We start from the raw sequence: 16,980 nt of genomic DNA, 5'->3' as shown, positions 1-16,980 counted from the left end.
TGGCGAAGCAAAAGAAGTAATGATTAAAAAGGCAGATTTACTAAAAGTAACAGGTGGCACAGTGTATGTAAGTGTACAAAGTGAAAATGAGCTAGAAAGTGTTCGTACGGCAGTAAAATATGAATCACAAGTAACAGTGGCACCAGCGGTGGATACAGTAAAAGTAGCGAACAATAAAGCTGGAGATGCAGATACAATTACAGTGAGTAAAGTAACTGAAGGTGATATTGTAAAAGTGTATGATGCATCAACAGAAGGAAAAGAATTAGGAAAAGCGACAGTGGCAAAAGAAGCAACAGAAGTGAAAATTGAAAAAGCAGATTTACTAGTAGAAACAGGCGGCACAGTATACGTAACAGTAACGAAACCGAATAAAGATGAGAGTAAGAGAGTTACAGTGAAGTACGAAGCAGAGCCAACAACGGTGGCACCAGCAGTAGAAAAAATCACAGTATCAAATAATAAAATGGAAGCAGAAGATACAATTACAGTGTCAGAACTGAAAAAAGGTGACATCGTCCGTGTATATGAAGAAATGAAAGACGGAGAAGCAATCGCAACAGCGAAAGCAGAAACTTTTGCGGAGGAAAAAACAGAAGCGATAATCAAAAAAGCAGATCTGTTAAAAACAACAGGCGGCACAGTGTATGTAAGTGTACAAAGTGAAAATGAGCTAGAAAGTGTTCGTACAGCGGTGAAATATGAATCGCAAGTAACGGCGGCGCCAGTAGCTGGAAATATTGTTGTTTTAAATAATGACGGAGCGGATGATATTGTTAGAGTGACTGGTTTAACAGCAGGTGATAAGGTAAGTGTATATAATGAAGAGACAGTCGAAGAAGCAATTGGAACAGCAACGGTAGCAGAAAATAAAGCGGCGGTAAATGTTGTAATTCCTCAGTTAGGGGAAGCGGCAGGAAAAATCTATGTAAGTGTTACAAAAGTAAATAAAGATGAAAGTAAACGTGTTGTAATAAATTATATTGCTGAATAATTTGTGCAGTTAATGAATTAGATGAAATAAAGGGAAGTGCACTAGTAAATAGTTGACTAACTATTTACTAGTAGCACTTTTTTTATTTAATAAATAATTTTTAAATAGAAAAATGGTTTGTTAATAACGATTTTTAGAATGTTAAAAGTGAACATTCTAAAAAACTACTTAATAGATAGTAATAAGCTAATATATTTTAGATTAATTAAAGGAAGAAAATATATTTATTTCTAAATTATATAAAAAACGTTTTAAAAGTGATATTATCCTCTGATAGTAGACAATTGAGAGGAAGTTACTTTACTGTTTATTATGAAGGGGATTTTTTTGAAATTAGAAGAACTTTTTCAATCGATTTTAAAATGAAAACTATTGAATTGTACTTACATAGATGAATTGGAAATGAATTATTTAGAAAGGAATTAGGATTTGTATATTAAGTTATAGATAGATGAATTAAAAAATATAAAAATGAAAGGATTCTGGGACTACAAGAAAAACGTGGAAGAACTAGACAAACATATGAAATAAATCAAGATGCTAGAATATAATAATTAGAAGTGGAAAACGCATGCTTAAAAAGCTATTAGTTACGAAAAAAGGGGATGAAATCAAAAAAATAAATCAGTAGAATACGAGCTCATTCATACCTTAAAACAGAACTTTTTAATCGTATTACTTTGTGAACTTGCAGGTGTTTCAAGAAGGGAATATTATAAGTGGGAAAAAAGAATCAACTTCATCTATACGAATTTTTTCTCCATACACCCCTGTTTTCAATCGTATCCGTATTTTAGATTCAACTGCATTTCAGCTTCGGGATATATTTTCATCAATTTATCTGGGGCGGGAGGATGTAGCCATACAGAAAGACATCCAAGAACTATCAAAGATTCTTATTCATCTATTCAAGCTCCTACAGCAAAACGAGCGAAAATCTCATTGGTATGATAAAAAACAGTCTTTGATATATTAGGTGTCGTTTACAATTATACCATGTCTGATAATCAAGTAGCCCAATTTGAAAATGAAACATCCTTTATTATATTTGACGTTGTATGAACTTAATTTGATGGACATGGGATAAGACCAGAATACAGAAATTATCTGCTTGACGGTATCTAGTTTTTAAAAAAATGCCCTTTACAAAAGGCTGGATACAGATTAGTTAGGCTATTCCTTTTTTATGATGAGATAAATAGTTGTACTTCTAATGGCTATAATGGTTTGTAAATAATGTTGTGTCTCTATTAAGAATGAAAGAGGATATAGATTTTATAGAGTTGAATGATAAGGTATATAGCTAATTGTAAGTGATATGAACGAGTTCTTAATGCAAAATACACAAGAATCCTGTGTCCCTTTATAATTCCACTATTGTTGGATGGATTTAAACTATAATAATTAAAGTTGTGTAGGTCCTCCATAAATTTAATTTATGTGATGAAATGATTAAAAGAGAGGAAAGTATAGTTTTGGGGACGCATTAGAAACATTGAAATAGCTATGCCAAGTTTATAAGTATTCAAGTTGCGAAGGGATATTTGGTTCTTAATTTTTAGGAGGGATTGATATATGAAAACACACCTCTCAATTTGTAGAGAGGTGTGTTTTCGTAGTTACTAAATGGATTATTGTAATAATTTACTTACCATTTGTGGAGTTTGGTTTGCTTGAGAAAGCATGCTGATACCAGCTTCGTTTAAAATTTTGAACTTAGTCATTTCAGACATTTCTTTTGCCATATCAGCATCTTCGATTTGAGAAGCAGCATCTGCCATGCTAGTTTCTTGACTCTTCAAGTTGTTTGCATTAAATTCAAAACGGTTTAATGTTGCACCAAGTGTAGCACGTTGTCCAGCAACTGTAGTAATAGCAGCATCAATTGCATCAATTGCTTCTTTTGCACTAGTTGCATCTGCAGCCTCTGTACTGTCAGCTTCACTTTCGTCGCCAACTGATATACCAGAAAGGTTTAAGTCTTTGGTTTGAACACTGTTAAGTTTAATATCGATTTGAGCAGGATTCGTAGAACCAGTATCTAGCGTTTGAATTTTAATAGTTTTGTTTGTAGTATCTAATAATTTCTGATCATTGAATTGCGTATTATTTGCAATATAATTAATTTGTTCTGTAAGTTGAGCAAATTCTTTTTGTAAAGAAGCTTGGTTACCTTTAGTGTTTGTACCATTGGCAGATTGGTTAGCAAGGTCACGCATACGTAATAAAATGTTAGAAACTGAGTTTAAAGCTGAGTCAGCCGTACGAATTAAAGACATACCATCTTGAGTATTTCGTCCAGCTACGTTTAAACCACCCTCACGCGCTTTCATACGAGTTGCGATTGCAAGACCTGCTGCATCGTCAGAAGCATTGTTGATACGTTTACCGCTTGATAAACGGTCCATAGCGTTGCTCATTTTTGCTTGGTTTTGGCGCATGTACTCTTGCGTACGCATGCTGTTAATGTTTGTATTAATTCTCATGTTAAGAACCCCCATTTTTTTATATTGACTTTTCTGCAAATTGAAAAACGGTAATATGCGAAAAAATCAATTTCGAGATTTATTGTAATCCCTGTCATAGCGGGTGTCAACTAAAAATTCGAATTAATAAATATAAAAAAATAACAGTTTAACAATATATTCATTTTTTTATTACAATATTATTAAAAGGATTATTGCAAACTTTAAAAAAAAACTCTAATATTAGATTATCTTTGTTTACCGAAAAGGTGATATTATGTTAGTTGGAAATATAGTAAAAGAAGTGCTTGCATATAAGAAAGGACAAATTCAGCAAAAGCTAAGTAGTCCACAAGCATTCGTTAGTAGTCGTTTTCAAGAGAAGTTGCAGAGTGAGCCTGCGAAAGAGACGAAGGGTACTACGCAGCCGGCAAATGTAAAGGATATGAGTCAGCCGGTACAATCTACAAAAATAGAAACGGTCGTAAATAAACCGGAAGAATCTATTAATAAAGTAGAGGAAGCGAGTAAGCCTGAAGAAAAGACTGAAACGAAGAACGTAGATGAAGTGCAAGTCGCACAAAAAGAGTTTGAACGACGTTTCCCAGAAACGAAAAATGAGGCTGCTGATACGTGGGAATTAACGAAGAAGTATAATATTCAAAAAATACGTTCTTCCAATGAAGGGAAGTATGAGGATATTATTGATAGAGTTAGTCGTACATACGGAATTCCGAAAACGTTAATTCAAAAAATGATTGAAGTAGAGTCTAATTTTAATCCGAAAACGGTGTCACATGCAGGTGCGATGGGACTTATGCAGCTTATGCCAGCGAATGTGAAAGAGATGGGTATAAAAAATCCATTTTCACCAGCTGAAAGTATTGAAGGCGGCGTGAAAGAGTTAAGCGGTTATTTAAAGAAAAATAACGGCGATCTCGTATTAGCGCTTGCATCATATAATGCTGGTCCTGGTAATGTGAGAAAGTACGGAGGCGTACCACCATTTAAAGAAACGCAAGGATATATTAAAAAAATATTAAATATCGACGTTTCAAAATAAGAAGTTTCATATATAGAGAGAACATGAAATTTTCGTGAACATGATATGGGAGTTGGCTAGATTTGAAATTACAAGATGATATTCCGTTAACAATTTATTTTGAAATCGGAAATACGAAAAAGAAAATTGAAGATTTGCTTCATATAACGAAAGGTACATTGTATCGTCTTGAAAATTCAACGAAAAATACGGTGCGTCTTATGCTTGAGAATGAAGAGATTGGAACCGGAAAGATTTTGACGAAAAACGGGAAGATGTACGTTGAAATCGTTGAATTGAAAAGGTAGGGAAGGGGATTGTCATGAGTGGCGAAAAATTAAGCCAAGAGCAAATTGATGCCCTGCTGAAGGCGGTAAATGAAGGCGAGGAAATGCCAGCTTTCGCACAAGAAGCAGGAAAGCAAGAGAAATTTCAAGAGTATGATTTTAATAGACCAGAGAAGTTCGGTGTTGAGCATTTACGTAGCCTGCAAGCAATTGCTTCTACATTTGGTAAACAGACGTCACAGACGTTGTCAGCGCGTATGCGTATTCCGATTGAGCTAGAGCCTTCAACGGTTGAGCAAGTTCCGTTTACGAGTGAGTATGTGGAGAAAATGCCAAAAGATTATTATTTATATTGCGTTATTGATCTTGGTCTTCCAGAGCTTGGAGAAATTGTTATTGAGATTGATTTAGCGTTCGTTATTTATATTCATGAATGTTGGCTTGGCGGAGATAGTAAGCGTAACTTTACGATGCGCAGACCACTTACCGCATTTGAGTTTTTAACACTGGATAATATTTTTATGCTCCTTTGTAAAAATTTAGAGCAATCATTTGAAAGCGTTGTTGCGATTGAACCAAAATTTGTAACGACGGAGACAGACCCGAATGCACTTAAGATTACGACCGCGAGTGATATTATTTCATTACTAAACGTAAATATGAAAACGGATTTTTGGAATACGACGGTGCGTATCGGTATTCCGTTCTTATCTGTTGAAGAAATTATGGATAAGTTAACGTCTGAAAATATTGTCGAACATTCTTCAGATAAGCGTAAAAAGTATACATCTGAAGTAGAAGTGAAAGTAAATCAAGTGTATAAACCAGTTCACGTTGCGATTGGTGAGCAGAAGATGACGATGGGTGAGATTGAACAAATTGAAGAAGGCGATATTATTCCGCTCCATACGAAAGTTTCGGATGAATTACTTGGTTATGTAGATGGAAAGCATAAATTTAATTGTTTTATTGGAAAAGATGGAACGCGTAAGGCGCTCTTATTTAAAAGTTTTGTAGAGTAGGAGGATCCATATGAAGCATGAAGTATCTCCTGTGTCATTAATGGGATTAGAAGATTTTGCAGGAAAGCGAAATGAAGCAAGTAAAGCACATATTGATACTGTTTCAGATATTTCGATTGAACTTGGTGTAAAGCTTGGAAAGGCATCTATTACGCTCGGTGATGTGAAGCAATTAAAAGTGGGCGATGTTCTGGAAGTAGAGAAAAACTTAGGACATAAAGTAGATGTGTATTTAAGTAATATGAAAGTCGGCATTGGGGAAGCGATCGTAATGGACGAGAAGTTCGGTATTATCATTTCTGAAATTGAAGCTGACAAGAAGCAAGCTGCGCTTATGAAAGCGCAAAGTCAAATGCAAGATAAAGAGTAGAGGAGGAGTCATATGTCGTATATGACGACCTTATTTCAAGTCGTTTTACTGTTTGGTGCGCTCGGCTACGGTGCATATTATATGACGAAAAAGACGCGCAAGCAGCAGTTTTTTAAACAAGGTGAAAATGGCCACATTCAAGTGAAAGACGGCGTGTATTTAAATCATCAAACGAGCGCCTTTTTATTTGAAGTGGATGGTAAGCAGGTGTTTACTGTTATTAGTAATAACGGTGTACAGTCTGTGCAATTAACAGGAACAGGAAATCAGTTTCAACAAGCGCTAGAAGACGCGGTGAAGAGTGAAACGAAAAAAGTAGAGGATCCATCATGAGAATAAAGAAACAGTTATCAGTATTAGCCGTTATTTTCGTATTTTCTATCGTTTTTTCAATTATTTTTGTAAATCCAGCGTATGCAGCCCAAAACGGTTTTATTAATTTCGAAAATGGAAAAGAGTTTACGAGTAATTCAAGTGTACAGCTATTTGCGCTCGTTACCCTTTTATCATTATCTTCATCTATCGTTCTATTATTTACACATTTTACTTATTTTATGATCGTTCTTGGGATTACGCGTCAAGGACTTGGGGTAATGAATTTACCACCGAACCAAGTACTTGTTGGACTTGCCTTATTTTTATCCCTCTTTACGATGCAGCCTGTACTTGGGCAACTGAAGAGCGATGTGTGGGATCCGATGACGAAAGAGAAAATAACGGTAAGTCAAGCTGCGGAAACGACAGCTCCGATTATGAAAGAGTATATGTCAAAGCATACGTATAAGCATGATTTAAAAATGATGCTGAAAGTGCGCGGAGAAGAGTTGCCGAAAGATTTAAAAGATCTTTCATTATTTACGCTCGTACCATCCTTTACGTTAACGCAAATCCAAAAGGGATTATTGACGGGGATGTTCATTTATTTAGCGTTTGTATTTATAGATTTGATTATTAGTACACTTTTAATGTACCTCGGGATGATGATGGTACCGCCGATGATTTTAAGTTTACCTTTTAAAATACTCGTTTTCGTATATTTAGGTGGATATACAAAAATCGTCGACATTATGTTTAAAACGGTCGCCTGAAGCGTTTGATGCTATGTGATAGGAGTCATATAAATGAATACGTCACCAATTATAGATATTTTTCAAACCTTTTTTTATAAAGGAGTTATGATTTTAATGCCGGTTGCCGGCGTAAGTATGATTGTCGTTATAATAATCGCTGTCATTATGGCAATGATGCAAATTCAAGAGCAAACGCTGACGTTTTTACCGAAAATGGCGAGTATTGTGCTCGTTATTATCATTTTAGGTCCGTGGATGTTTCAAGAATTAACGACGCTTATTTTAGATTTATTTGATAAAATTCCATCGCTATTGCGTTCGTACTAAGATAGGTGGACTGAAATGAATATGGAATTATGGACGGCGACGTTTTTTGCGTTTTGCCGTATTACTTCATTTTTATATTTTTTACCGTTTTTCTCAGGTCGATCGATTCCAGCGATGGCGAAGGTTACAGTAGGACTTGCTCTTTCGATTACAGTTGCAGATCAAGTTGATGTCTCTCACATAAAAACAACTTGGGACGTGGCAGCTTATGCAGGAACGCAAATTGTAATTGGATTATCACTTTCAAAAATTGTAGAAATGCTGTGGAATATTCCGAAAATGGCTGGGCACATTTTAGACTTTGATATCGGTTTATCACAGGCAAGTTTGTTTGATGTAAATGCAGGTTCACAGTCTACTTTACTATCAACCATTTTTGATATATTTTTTCTCATTATTTTTATTTCACTTGGCGGCATTAATTATTTCGTTGCCACGATTTTAAAGTCGTTTCAATATACAGAGGCGATTTCAAAATTGCTGACGACTAGTTTTTTAGATAGTCTACTCGCAACGTTATTATTTGCGGTTACATCAGCGGTTGAAATTGCTCTTCCGCTCATGGGAAGTTTGTTCATCATTAACTTTGTTTTAATTTTAATCGCAAAAAACGCTCCGCAATTAAACGTTTTTATGAATGCATATGTTATTAAAATTACATGTGGTATTTTGTTTATTGCGATGAGTGTACCGATGCTCGGTTATGTGTTTAAAAATATGACGGATGTATTGCTTGAGGAATATACGAAACTATTTAACTTTTTCTTAACGAAGTAGGGGGACGCGCATGGCAAAGGATAATAAAACAGAAAAGGCCACCCCGCAGAAGCGTAAGAAATCGCGTGAAGAAGGGAATATTGCCCGGAGTAAAGATTTAAATAATTTATTTTCCATTCTTGTATTAGCAGTTGTCGTTTACTTTTTCGGAGATTGGCTAGGGTTTGAAATTGCCAATTCTGTATCGGTGCTGTTTGATCAAATTGGAAAAAATACAGATTCAACCGAGTATTTTTATATGATGGGGATTTTACTACTAAAAGTATCAGCTCCGATATTAATACTCGTATACGCTTTTCATTTATTCAATTATATGATTCAAGTTGGTTTCTTATTTTCTTCTAAAGTTATTAAGCCGAAAGCATCGCGTATTAACCCAAAAAACTATTTTACGAGATTGTTTAGTCGTAAAAGTTTAGTAGATATTTTGAAATCACTGTTTTATATGGGATTAATCGGTTACGTTGCTTACGTTCTCTTTAAAAAGAATTTAGAGAAAATCGTGAGTATGATTGGATTTAACTGGACTGCGTCACTTACTGAAATTATTAGGCAAATTAAATTTATCTTCTTAGCTATTTTAATTATATTAATTGTTCTTTCTATTATTGATTTCATTTATCAAAAGTGGGAGTACGAACAAGATATTAAGATGAAAAAAGAAGAAGTAAAACAAGAGCATAAAGATAATGAAGGGGACCCGCAAGTAAAGGGGAAACGAAAAAACTTTATGCACGCCATATTGCAAGGAACAATTGCGAAGAAGATGGATGGTGCAACGTTTATTGTAAACAACCCGACTCATATTTCGGTCGTACTTCGGTACAATAAACACGTTGATGCAGCACCAATTGTCGTTGCAAAAGGGGAAGATGAGCTCGCATTATATATACGAACACTTGCCCGTGAACAAGAAATACCAATGGTGGAAAACCGTCCGCTTGCTCGTTCTTTATATTATCAAGTCGAGGAAGATGAGACGATTCCAGAAGATTTATATGTAGCTGTAATTGAAGTTATGCGCTATTTAATTCAAACGAATGAACTTGAAGTATAATAGCGCGTTTGGAGGAGATCTCTTTGTTTAAGATAGATTCTGCAAGAACCTATTTTTCTATCTTTTTAGCAGCGTCATTCGTAGTGGCGCTCTTAATTCCACTTCCACCATTTATACTTGATATCATTATCGTTTTTCTACTAAGTATGTCAGTGCTTATTTATATGCGAGCGACAAGTATTAACGAGTGGGATGAATTAAAGTCATTTCCAACGATGTTGTTATTAATCGGGATTTTCCGCGTATCGATTAACGTATCGACGACGCGAGCGATTTTGACAGACGGAAATGCTGGTCATGTTATTGAAGAGTTCGGCCAGTTCGTAATTGGCGGGAACTTATTAATTGGTATCGTTATTTTTACAGTATTAATCATATTCCAGTTTATCGTTGCAAACGGTGCATCACGTACAGCTGAAGTAGCAGCTCGTTTTACACTTGATTCTTTACCAGGGAAACAAATGTCTATCGATGCTGATTTAAACCAGCGCATTATTTCAGAAAAAGATGCACAGGCAAAACGAAAAAAATTAAATATGGAAACAGAGTTTTACGGAGCGATGGATGGTGCCGGGAAGTTCATTAAAGGGGACGTTATTTTCGGGATTGTCATTTTATTCGTAAACATTATTTTCGGTTTAATTGTCGGAATGATGCAGCAGGGCATGAGTTTTGCTGAAGCAGCTATTCACTATACACAGTTAACAGTCGGGGACGGAATCGTAAACCAAATTGGATCGCTTATGCTTGCGATTTCAACAGGTATTATCGTAACGCGTGTATTTGATGGTTCACCGGATACAGTAACAGAAGGTATCTTTAAAGAGTTATTAGCTCATGAAGTTGTTGTATATGCACTTGGTGGTTTATTTATCGCAATGGGTATATTTACTCCGCTACCGTTTCTACCATTCGCACTCGTTGGTGGAACAATTATCTTCTTAGGAATTCGTAATAAAAATCGAATAAAGAAAGAAAAAGAAGACGAGCTTCAAAAAGAAATAGAAATGATTCAAGGCGAAGATGAGCAACTGCAACAAGTGGAAGATTCATTTGGAGTATTTACAGATAAATATCCAATTATTGTAGAACTAGGCTTAGATTTAGCAGCACTTGTAAAGCAGAAAATTAACGGGGAAACAGCTCGTGATAAAGTTGTTCTTATGAGGAAATCAATTATTACCGACCTTGGTATTAACGTTCCTGGAATTAACTTTAAAGATAATACGAGTTTTAGACCACGCGGACGTTACATTATTCGTATTAAAGGTGCGAAGGCAGCTGAAGGTGTTTTAAAATCAGGTTACTTATTAGCACTGAAAACACCGAATGTAATGGCCGATTTAGATGCAGAACCAGCGAAAGATCCGATTTTCGGTGAAGATGGATATTGGATTTTAGAGCATATGGTACAAGATGCACAAATGAAAGGCTATCAAGTATTAGAGCCACTTAGCATATTAATTACGCATTTAGATGTTGTCGTTAGACGTAATCTTCATGAGTTAATTCAGCGTCAACATGTAAAAGACTTAATTAACTCACTTGAAAATGATAACGGCGTTTTATTAGAAGAAATTAAGAAGAAAGAAATCGATTTATCACTCGTTCAAAATGTTATTAAACAACTGCTAAAAGAAGGTATTTCTATTCGCGATTTACCAACCATTATCGAAGGTATTATTGACGGAAAAGAAATTTATCAAAATCATGTTGACGGTGTTACGTCATTCGTCCGTGAATGTATTTCAAAAGTTATTTGTGAAAATGCGAAAAATCCTGACGGTAAAATTTATGCAGCGCTTTTCTCTGATTCAATCGAGTTAGATGCGGACGTTGTGAACAATTCTTATCAAGGTTACTTATTAAACTGGGATTTAGATTTAGAAACACGTGTTGTTGAGCAAGTACAGCGTGTCTTTAAACAAGCTCGCTTAATGGGAAGAGAACCAGTGTTATTAACGCGTAGAAAAGATTTCAGATTTGCGATTGTAAGACTTCTTGAGCGTTATCAAGTAGAAGCACAAGTGCTTTGTATTAGCGAATTAGCACCAGAAATTGTTGTAGATCAAATTGCCTATATTGAATAGTAGGGGGTGAAGTAATGGAAAGTACAGAAAAGAAAGAAGCGTTAATGCGAATAAAAGCAGCTTCGAAAAATGAATTGTATCGAAAGTTATTTGACCAATATGGTACAGATTATTATTACGTTGTCGATGAAAGTGTAAAACGAAATATCCCGTTTTTTTGGAAAAAGAATTATGAAATGTTAGTTGCTTTTCCAGAGGATGAACAGGAAGAAGTGAACGAAGGCGCAGCCCAATTTCATGAACAATTAATGGATGTTGTGAATGACCCTTCAGAACAAATTATGAAGGCGAATGGAATTCAAACGGTACTGCACAATTTAGAAAACGTGACGACCCCTATGTCATATTCGGCGATGCAAACAGGAAATAGTGAAGAATGGGCAAGAAAGAAAGAGAAACTATTAAAGTTGTTTGAAAAAGGAATCGTCGTTGTGAAACAGACGGAAGAAACGAAAGTAACGAAAAAGAAAAAACCTGTGAAAAAAGTCGTTCCTGTCAAGAAAGAAGAAGTAGTTGTAAAAAAAGAAAAGCAAGAATCTGTACCATTTATTATTCAAAAAGTAATTCGCATGCTAGAGCAAAACGATGTAGAACAATACTTCATTCATGCATATGCTGAAAAGTTAAAAGTGAAGTTTGAGAATGCAACGATGATTACAGAAGAAGAAGTGATTGAATATATATTGGAAGATATGAGATCTCATTTCAACACGGAAAACGTATTTGAAAAAGAAGTACAAACAATTGCATTAATCGGTCCAACTGGTGTTGGAAAAACGACGACACTTGCGAAAATGGCATGGCAGTTTCACGGTCAGAAAAAAACGGTTGGTTTTATTACGACAGACCATTCACGAATTGGGACAGTGCAGCAGCTGCAAGATTACGTAAAGACAATTGGATTTGAAGTAATCGCTGTACGTGATGAAGCTGCAATGACAAGAGCGCTTACGTATTTTAAAGAAGAAGCGCGCGTCGATTATATTTTAATTGATACAGCTGGGAAAAATTATCGTGCGTCAGAAACAGTGGAAGAAATGATTGAAACGATGGGACAAGTAGAACCAGATTATATTTGTTTAACGTTATCGGCTTCGATGAAAAGTAAAGACATGATCGAAATCATTACAAACTTTAAAGATATTCATATTGATGGTATCGTATTTACGAAATTTGATGAAACGGCAAGTAGTGGTGAATTATTGAAAATTCCAGCAGTATCATCAGCTCCAATTGTATTAATGACAGACGGACAAGACGTAAAGAAAAACATACATATCGCTACAGCGGAACATTTAGCGAAACAAATGTTACAAACATCATAGAAAAGAGGTGAAGGATAAGGCACTTGCCTTATTCAAACGACTATGAACGGTCTTTATATAGGTTCTATGGGTATGATGAATTACATGCAGCGCATTAATGTTCATTCGAATAACGTTGCAAATGCTCAAACGACAGGATTTAAAGCAGAAAATATGACTTCTAAAGTATTTGATGTACAAGACACATATCGCCGCGGAGATGGTGCTGTGACAAATATCGGTTCGGTCGATTATGCTGTAGTACCAGCTGCGACGCATGTGAACTTAGTACAAGGAAATATACAAATGACAAATAGTGCTACAGATTTCCTTTTAGATGATGGAACTGCTGGCACAGCTTCGTTTTTCGTTACATCTAAAAATAATGAAACGTTTTTAACGAGAGACGGTAGTTTTACATTAAATAGTGATCGTTATCTGCAAACAACTTCGGGTGCTTTCGTAATGGGTGAGAATAATGAACGTATTCGTATTCCAGAAGGAGCAAAGATAGCTGTACAAGCAGACGGTACGTTATATGATGCAGTGACGCAAAATAATATTGCTCGCCTGCAAACAAAAACAGTAGGTGCAGAAGCGAATAATCGTCTTGTACAAAGAGAGAACAAAAGCTTTACTCTAGCAGAAGGGAACATTGTTGATTTACCGAACGGAGTAGGGACAGTAAAAAATTATATGCTAGAAAATTCAAATGTAGATATGACGAAAGAGATGGCTGATCTTATGACGGATCAAAAAATGATTTCAGCGTCACAACGGGTTATGACTTCATTTGATAAAATTTATGAAAAAGAAGCGAATGAAATATTGAGATAGGAGACTCCTAATAAAGGAGTCTTTTATTAATTTGAGATTTCAGAATTATCAATTGACTTTGCGGAGCTTCTTTTTTATATTAGTAGGTATAACTATAACTACTAAAGAGGTGAGAGTATGACAACGGCATTATATTTAGAAGATGCATACAAAACGAGTTGCGAAACAGAAGTGATAAAAGTAGAAGGGAATAAAGTATTTGTAAAAGAAACAGTTTTTTATCCAACTGGTGGGGGGCAGGAATGTGATACGGGTGTCATTGTACAAGATGGGTCTGTATTTGAAGTTGAAAAAGTAAAAAAGGAGCAGGGAGGAATAGTTCACTATATAAAAGATGGAGCACAAGTAAAATTAGGTCCTGTTAAATTAGAGATTAATTGGGAAAGACGTCATAATTTAATGCGTCATCATTCTTTACTGCATCTTATCGGAGCTGTCGTTTATGAAAAGTATGGAGCTCTATGCACTGGAAATCAAATTTATCCTGACAAAGCACGTATCGATTTTAATGAGTTACAAGAGTTATCGAGCGTGGAAGTAGAAGGAATTGTTAAGGAAGTGAATAAACTTATTGAACAAAATAAAGAAATTTCTACTCGTTATATGAGCCGCGAAGAAGCAGAAAATGCTGTAGGAATGATTAAAACAGCAATAAACCTCCTGCCAACTACTATCCAAGAAATCCGTATTGTTACAATTGAAAATTTAGACGAACAAGCTTGTGGAGGCACACATGTGAAAAATACGAGTGAAATAGGAACACTTGTTATTGATAAAGTAAAAAGTAAAGGGAAACAAAATCGTCGTTTTGAAGTTAGAGCGATTTAGATTGTGAGGGGTTACCGATGGATGAAATTATAAAGGAATTACAAAAGTTAGGTTTTTCCCAGTACGAGTGTAAAGCGTATATTGGCCTATTAAAACATTCCCCAGTAACTGGTTATGAAGTGAGTAAACAAACAGGGGTACCTCGTTCGATGATTTATGAGGTGCTCGGTAAATTAATGGATAAAGGAGCGGTGCATATCGTTCCGTCAGAACCGGTGAAATATGTACCAGTACCCGCTACCGAGTTAATGAATCGGATGCGAAAAGACTTTGAAAAGTCCTTTGAATTTTTAGACGAGAAATTAAATGGTTTAGAACAAGAGCGACAAATAGATGTAATTTCGCATATTCGCTCAAATGATCGTGTTTTAAAAGAAATATGCAATATAATTAATAGAGCGAAGGAAGAGTTATGGATTTCTGTATGGGAAGATCAAGTGCATGAAATTGAGCCATACATTCATCAAAAGGAAGAGGAAGGTGTACATATATTTTCAATCTTATTTGGCGCTCCCAAAACAAAAATAGGCGCGACGTTTCACCATAATTATATGACGCCTCACGTTGTTGAAAAGAGAATGGGTGGTCATTTAACTGTAATCGCGCGTGACGGGGAAGAAGTATTAATTGCGAACTTCTCAAATGATAGCACTTCATGGGCTGTTACAACGTATGACCCAGCTCTAGTTCTCGTTGCTACAGAGTATGTGCGACACGATATTATGGTTGAAGAAATTACGAAGGAATTTGGAGCTGATAAGTTAGATACGTTGTGGCGTGAAAATATAGATTTAGTTCATGTCGTAACAGGAAAACGAACTTTGAAAGGAATGGAGGATGATAGAGATGAGTAAAGCTCAGGCACATGTAGCTTTGCAAAGCGATGATACATTTCAGCAAGGAGTAAAAGATTGTTTACCAACTGTATTTGGTTATTTAAGCATCGGTATAGCAGCTGGTGTAATTGCAAAAACAGCAGGTTTCTCCATCATTGAAATTGCGTTTATGTCCACTTTAATTTATGCAGGTTCTGCCCAATTTATATTAGCTGGTATGTATGCAGCTGGTGCTCCTGCTTCCGCAATTATTTTCACTGTATTTTTTGTTAACTTGCGCCACCTTCTTATGAGTGCTGCACTTGCGCCGTACTTTACGAAACTTCCTCTGTTAAAAAATGTAATTATCGGTTCTCAAATTACAGATGAAACGTTCGGCGTTGCAGTACAGCATGCAGCGCAAAAAGGATATTTAGGTGAAAGATGGATGATTGGGCTAAATATAACGGCTTATTTAAACTGGATTCTTGCTACAATTATCGGCGGGCTGTTTGGTGAGTGGATACCAGATCCGCATACATACGGCATGGATTATGCATTACCAGCAATGTTTATCGGGTTATTTGTACTTCAGCTCATAAGTAGTAAACCGAAACTGGCAATTCATCTTACTGTTGCAATTGTAGCGATTATAATTGCGTACGTTTCACACTTATTTATGCCAGATAGTATAGCGGTTATTATCGCAACATTACTAGCTGCGACGATTGGAGTGGTGATTGAAAAATGGAAATGAGATTAGACGTATTATTACTTTTATTAGCAGCAGGAGCTGTCACACTCGTGCCACGTATTTTACCTCTACTCGTATTTAGCAAACTACAAATTCCAGACTGGGGTTTAAAATGGTTAAATTACATACCAATCGCGATATTAGCAGCACTTTTAGCGCAAGTTTTATTTATGCATGAGACGATGCAGTGGGATTACTTGATCGCAGCAATTCCAACATTTCTTGTAGCAATATATACTCGTAGTTTATTAGGTACAGTATTAACTGGTGTGATTGTGATTATTTTGTTACGTTTCTTTTTCTAAAAAGGATTACGCTCATATAATAGCGAAAGGTGTAATAACATGAAAAATATAGGGGTGGTGTTATGATACTTTTAACGATAGGAGCAGTTTTGTTAACGTTGTTTATTTTCTTTATTATCGGCTTCATTACGTTTATGATGTTTGTTGATAAGGCGACACCTCAAATTTATTACTCACCTTGTGAATCAGTGACAGTGAAATCTAAAGGTAAAAATAGAAGGAAGAAAAGTTGAATGTTGGCTTTTCTTCCTTTTTCTATTACATCCCCGAAAGAACTAACAACAATAACCCAAATAAAAAACTAATAAAGGAAAGAAAACCGATACATATGGAGAACACACGATTGTTTCTCCATTCGCGCCAGAAAGTGATAAAACCTAAAATACAAAGGAAAAACCAAATGGGCCCAAATGGGCAGGAATAGAAACTCGCTAACTTTCTCAGGGAGTAACGTATAAAAAGATGTTAAATATAAGATCCAATTTGCAAAAAATAAAATGGAAATGATAATAGATTGTAAGTAGGGACGTTTTGAAAACTCCCCCTTTTTTACGGTTACAAAAATGATAGTTAGCGCTGAGAAAAAGGCAATGAATATGAAAATAAGTAAGAGTAATGTAAGCGTCATTTAACTCT

At 35.6% G+C, this 16,980-nt stretch carries 18 protein-coding genes and 3 pseudogenes; 19 read left to right on the top strand and 2 right to left on the bottom strand.

Annotated features, from left to right (window positions below):
- Both DN390_RS31030 and DN390_RS03225 read left to right on the top strand, forming a co-directional pair.
- Positions 1 to 994: pseudogene (locus DN390_RS31030) on the top strand (hypothetical protein); the annotation flags it as partial.
- Positions 995 to 1,853: 859 nt separating this feature from the next.
- A pseudogene (locus tag DN390_RS03225) lies at positions 1,854 to 2,056 on the top strand (hypothetical protein); the annotation flags it as partial.
- A 569-nt stretch (positions 2,057 to 2,625) separates the two neighbouring features.
- Here the strand turns inward: DN390_RS03225 and DN390_RS03220 are convergent.
- Complete coding sequence (locus DN390_RS03220) at positions 2,626 to 3,480, bottom strand: flagellin N-terminal helical domain-containing protein (RefSeq protein ID WP_147806586.1); 855 nt, start codon at positions 3,478 to 3,480, stop codon at positions 2,626 to 2,628.
- Between the two features lie 256 nt (positions 3,481 to 3,736).
- On the opposite strand from DN390_RS03220, the gene DN390_RS03215 reads away from it, so the two are divergent.
- From DN390_RS03215 to DN390_RS03135, 17 genes are all read left to right on the top strand, one after another.
- Positions 3,737 to 4,522: a lytic transglycosylase domain-containing protein gene (locus DN390_RS03215; RefSeq protein WP_147806584.1), complete on the top strand. Its 786-nt coding sequence runs from the start codon at positions 3,737 to 3,739 to the stop codon at positions 4,520 to 4,522.
- Between the two features lie 62 nt (positions 4,523 to 4,584).
- Positions 4,585 to 4,809: a flagellar motor switch protein FliN gene (locus DN390_RS03210; protein ID WP_000775712.1), complete on the top strand. Its 225-nt coding sequence runs from the start codon at positions 4,585 to 4,587 to the stop codon at positions 4,807 to 4,809.
- A gap of 14 nt (positions 4,810 to 4,823) precedes the next feature.
- Positions 4,824 to 5,810: a flagellar motor switch protein FliM gene (gene fliM, locus DN390_RS03205; protein ID WP_000012366.1), complete on the top strand. Its 987-nt coding sequence runs from the start codon at positions 4,824 to 4,826 to the stop codon at positions 5,808 to 5,810.
- A 10-nt stretch (positions 5,811 to 5,820) separates the two neighbouring features.
- Positions 5,821 to 6,180, top strand: coding sequence for a flagellar motor switch protein FliN (fliN, locus tag DN390_RS03200; protein ID WP_000680012.1), 360 nt, complete (start codon positions 5,821 to 5,823; stop codon positions 6,178 to 6,180).
- 12 nt (positions 6,181 to 6,192) lie between these two features.
- The gene (locus DN390_RS03195) at positions 6,193 to 6,513 is read left to right on the top strand and encodes a hypothetical protein (RefSeq protein ID WP_000121176.1); all 321 of its coding nucleotides are present in this window, start codon (positions 6,193 to 6,195) and stop codon (positions 6,511 to 6,513) included.
- Positions 6,510 to 7,268, top strand: coding sequence for a flagellar type III secretion system pore protein FliP (locus DN390_RS03190; RefSeq protein WP_086421127.1), 759 nt, complete (start codon positions 6,510 to 6,512; stop codon positions 7,266 to 7,268). Before DN390_RS03195 ends, DN390_RS03190 begins: the two co-directional genes overlap by 4 nt.
- 33 nt (positions 7,269 to 7,301) lie before the next feature.
- Complete coding sequence (locus DN390_RS03185; protein ID WP_001098085.1) at positions 7,302 to 7,577, top strand: flagellar biosynthetic protein FliQ; 276 nt, start codon at positions 7,302 to 7,304, stop codon at positions 7,575 to 7,577.
- Positions 7,578 to 7,592: 15 nt separating this feature from the next.
- Positions 7,593 to 8,354 (top strand): flagellar biosynthetic protein FliR, encoded by a 762-nt coding sequence (locus DN390_RS03180; protein ID WP_147806583.1) that lies wholly within the window; start codon positions 7,593 to 7,595, stop codon positions 8,352 to 8,354.
- 10 nt (positions 8,355 to 8,364) lie between these two features.
- Complete coding sequence (gene flhB / locus DN390_RS03175; RefSeq protein ID WP_001030104.1) at positions 8,365 to 9,411, top strand: flagellar type III secretion system protein FlhB; 1,047 nt, start codon at positions 8,365 to 8,367, stop codon at positions 9,409 to 9,411.
- A 23-nt stretch (positions 9,412 to 9,434) separates the two neighbouring features.
- Positions 9,435 to 11,501: a flagellar biosynthesis protein FlhA gene (flhA, locus tag DN390_RS03170; protein WP_060630291.1), complete on the top strand. Its 2,067-nt coding sequence runs from the start codon at positions 9,435 to 9,437 to the stop codon at positions 11,499 to 11,501.
- A 14-nt stretch (positions 11,502 to 11,515) separates the two neighbouring features.
- Positions 11,516 to 12,826, top strand: coding sequence for a flagellar biosynthesis GTPase FlhF (gene flhF / locus DN390_RS03165; protein ID WP_147806582.1), 1,311 nt, complete (start codon positions 11,516 to 11,518; stop codon positions 12,824 to 12,826).
- A gap of 42 nt (positions 12,827 to 12,868) precedes the next feature.
- Positions 12,869 to 13,642, top strand: coding sequence for a flagellar basal-body rod protein FlgG (locus tag DN390_RS03160; RefSeq protein ID WP_098198744.1), 774 nt, complete (start codon positions 12,869 to 12,871; stop codon positions 13,640 to 13,642).
- Between the two features lie 117 nt (positions 13,643 to 13,759).
- Positions 13,760 to 14,470 carry an alanyl-tRNA editing protein gene (locus DN390_RS03155; RefSeq protein ID WP_088121780.1) on the top strand — a complete coding sequence of 237 codons (711 nt, stop codon included), beginning with the start codon at positions 13,760 to 13,762 and terminating at the stop codon, positions 14,468 to 14,470.
- Between the two features lie 17 nt (positions 14,471 to 14,487).
- Positions 14,488 to 15,324 (top strand): TrmB family transcriptional regulator, encoded by an 837-nt coding sequence (locus DN390_RS03150; protein ID WP_098198743.1) that lies wholly within the window; start codon positions 14,488 to 14,490, stop codon positions 15,322 to 15,324.
- Positions 15,317 to 16,042 (top strand): AzlC family ABC transporter permease, encoded by a 726-nt coding sequence (locus DN390_RS03145; protein ID WP_147806581.1) that lies wholly within the window; start codon positions 15,317 to 15,319, stop codon positions 16,040 to 16,042. Before DN390_RS03150 ends, DN390_RS03145 begins: the two co-directional genes overlap by 8 nt.
- Positions 16,033 to 16,344, top strand: a complete 312-nt coding sequence (locus tag DN390_RS03140; protein ID WP_000425942.1) for an AzlD domain-containing protein — start codon at positions 16,033 to 16,035, stop codon at positions 16,342 to 16,344. The genes DN390_RS03145 and DN390_RS03140 overlap by 10 nt, the downstream gene beginning before the upstream one ends.
- 62 nt (positions 16,345 to 16,406) lie before the next feature.
- A complete protein-coding gene (locus tag DN390_RS03135; protein WP_140969204.1) occupies positions 16,407 to 16,577 on the top strand; it encodes a DUF3951 domain-containing protein in 171 nt (56 codons plus the stop codon).
- A gap of 25 nt (positions 16,578 to 16,602) precedes the next feature.
- Here DN390_RS03135 and DN390_RS03130 read toward each other — a convergent pair.
- Positions 16,603 to 16,972, bottom strand: a pseudogene (locus DN390_RS03130) (hypothetical protein).
- Between the last annotated feature and the right edge of the window lie 8 nt (positions 16,973 to 16,980).

It is taken from the genome of Bacillus sp. SH7-1, assembly GCF_008042405.1.
Taxonomy (GTDB): Bacteria; Bacillota; Bacilli; order Bacillales; family Bacillaceae_G; genus Bacillus_A; species Bacillus_A thuringiensis_N.
This window is presented reverse-complemented; position numbering and strand designations above follow the sequence as displayed.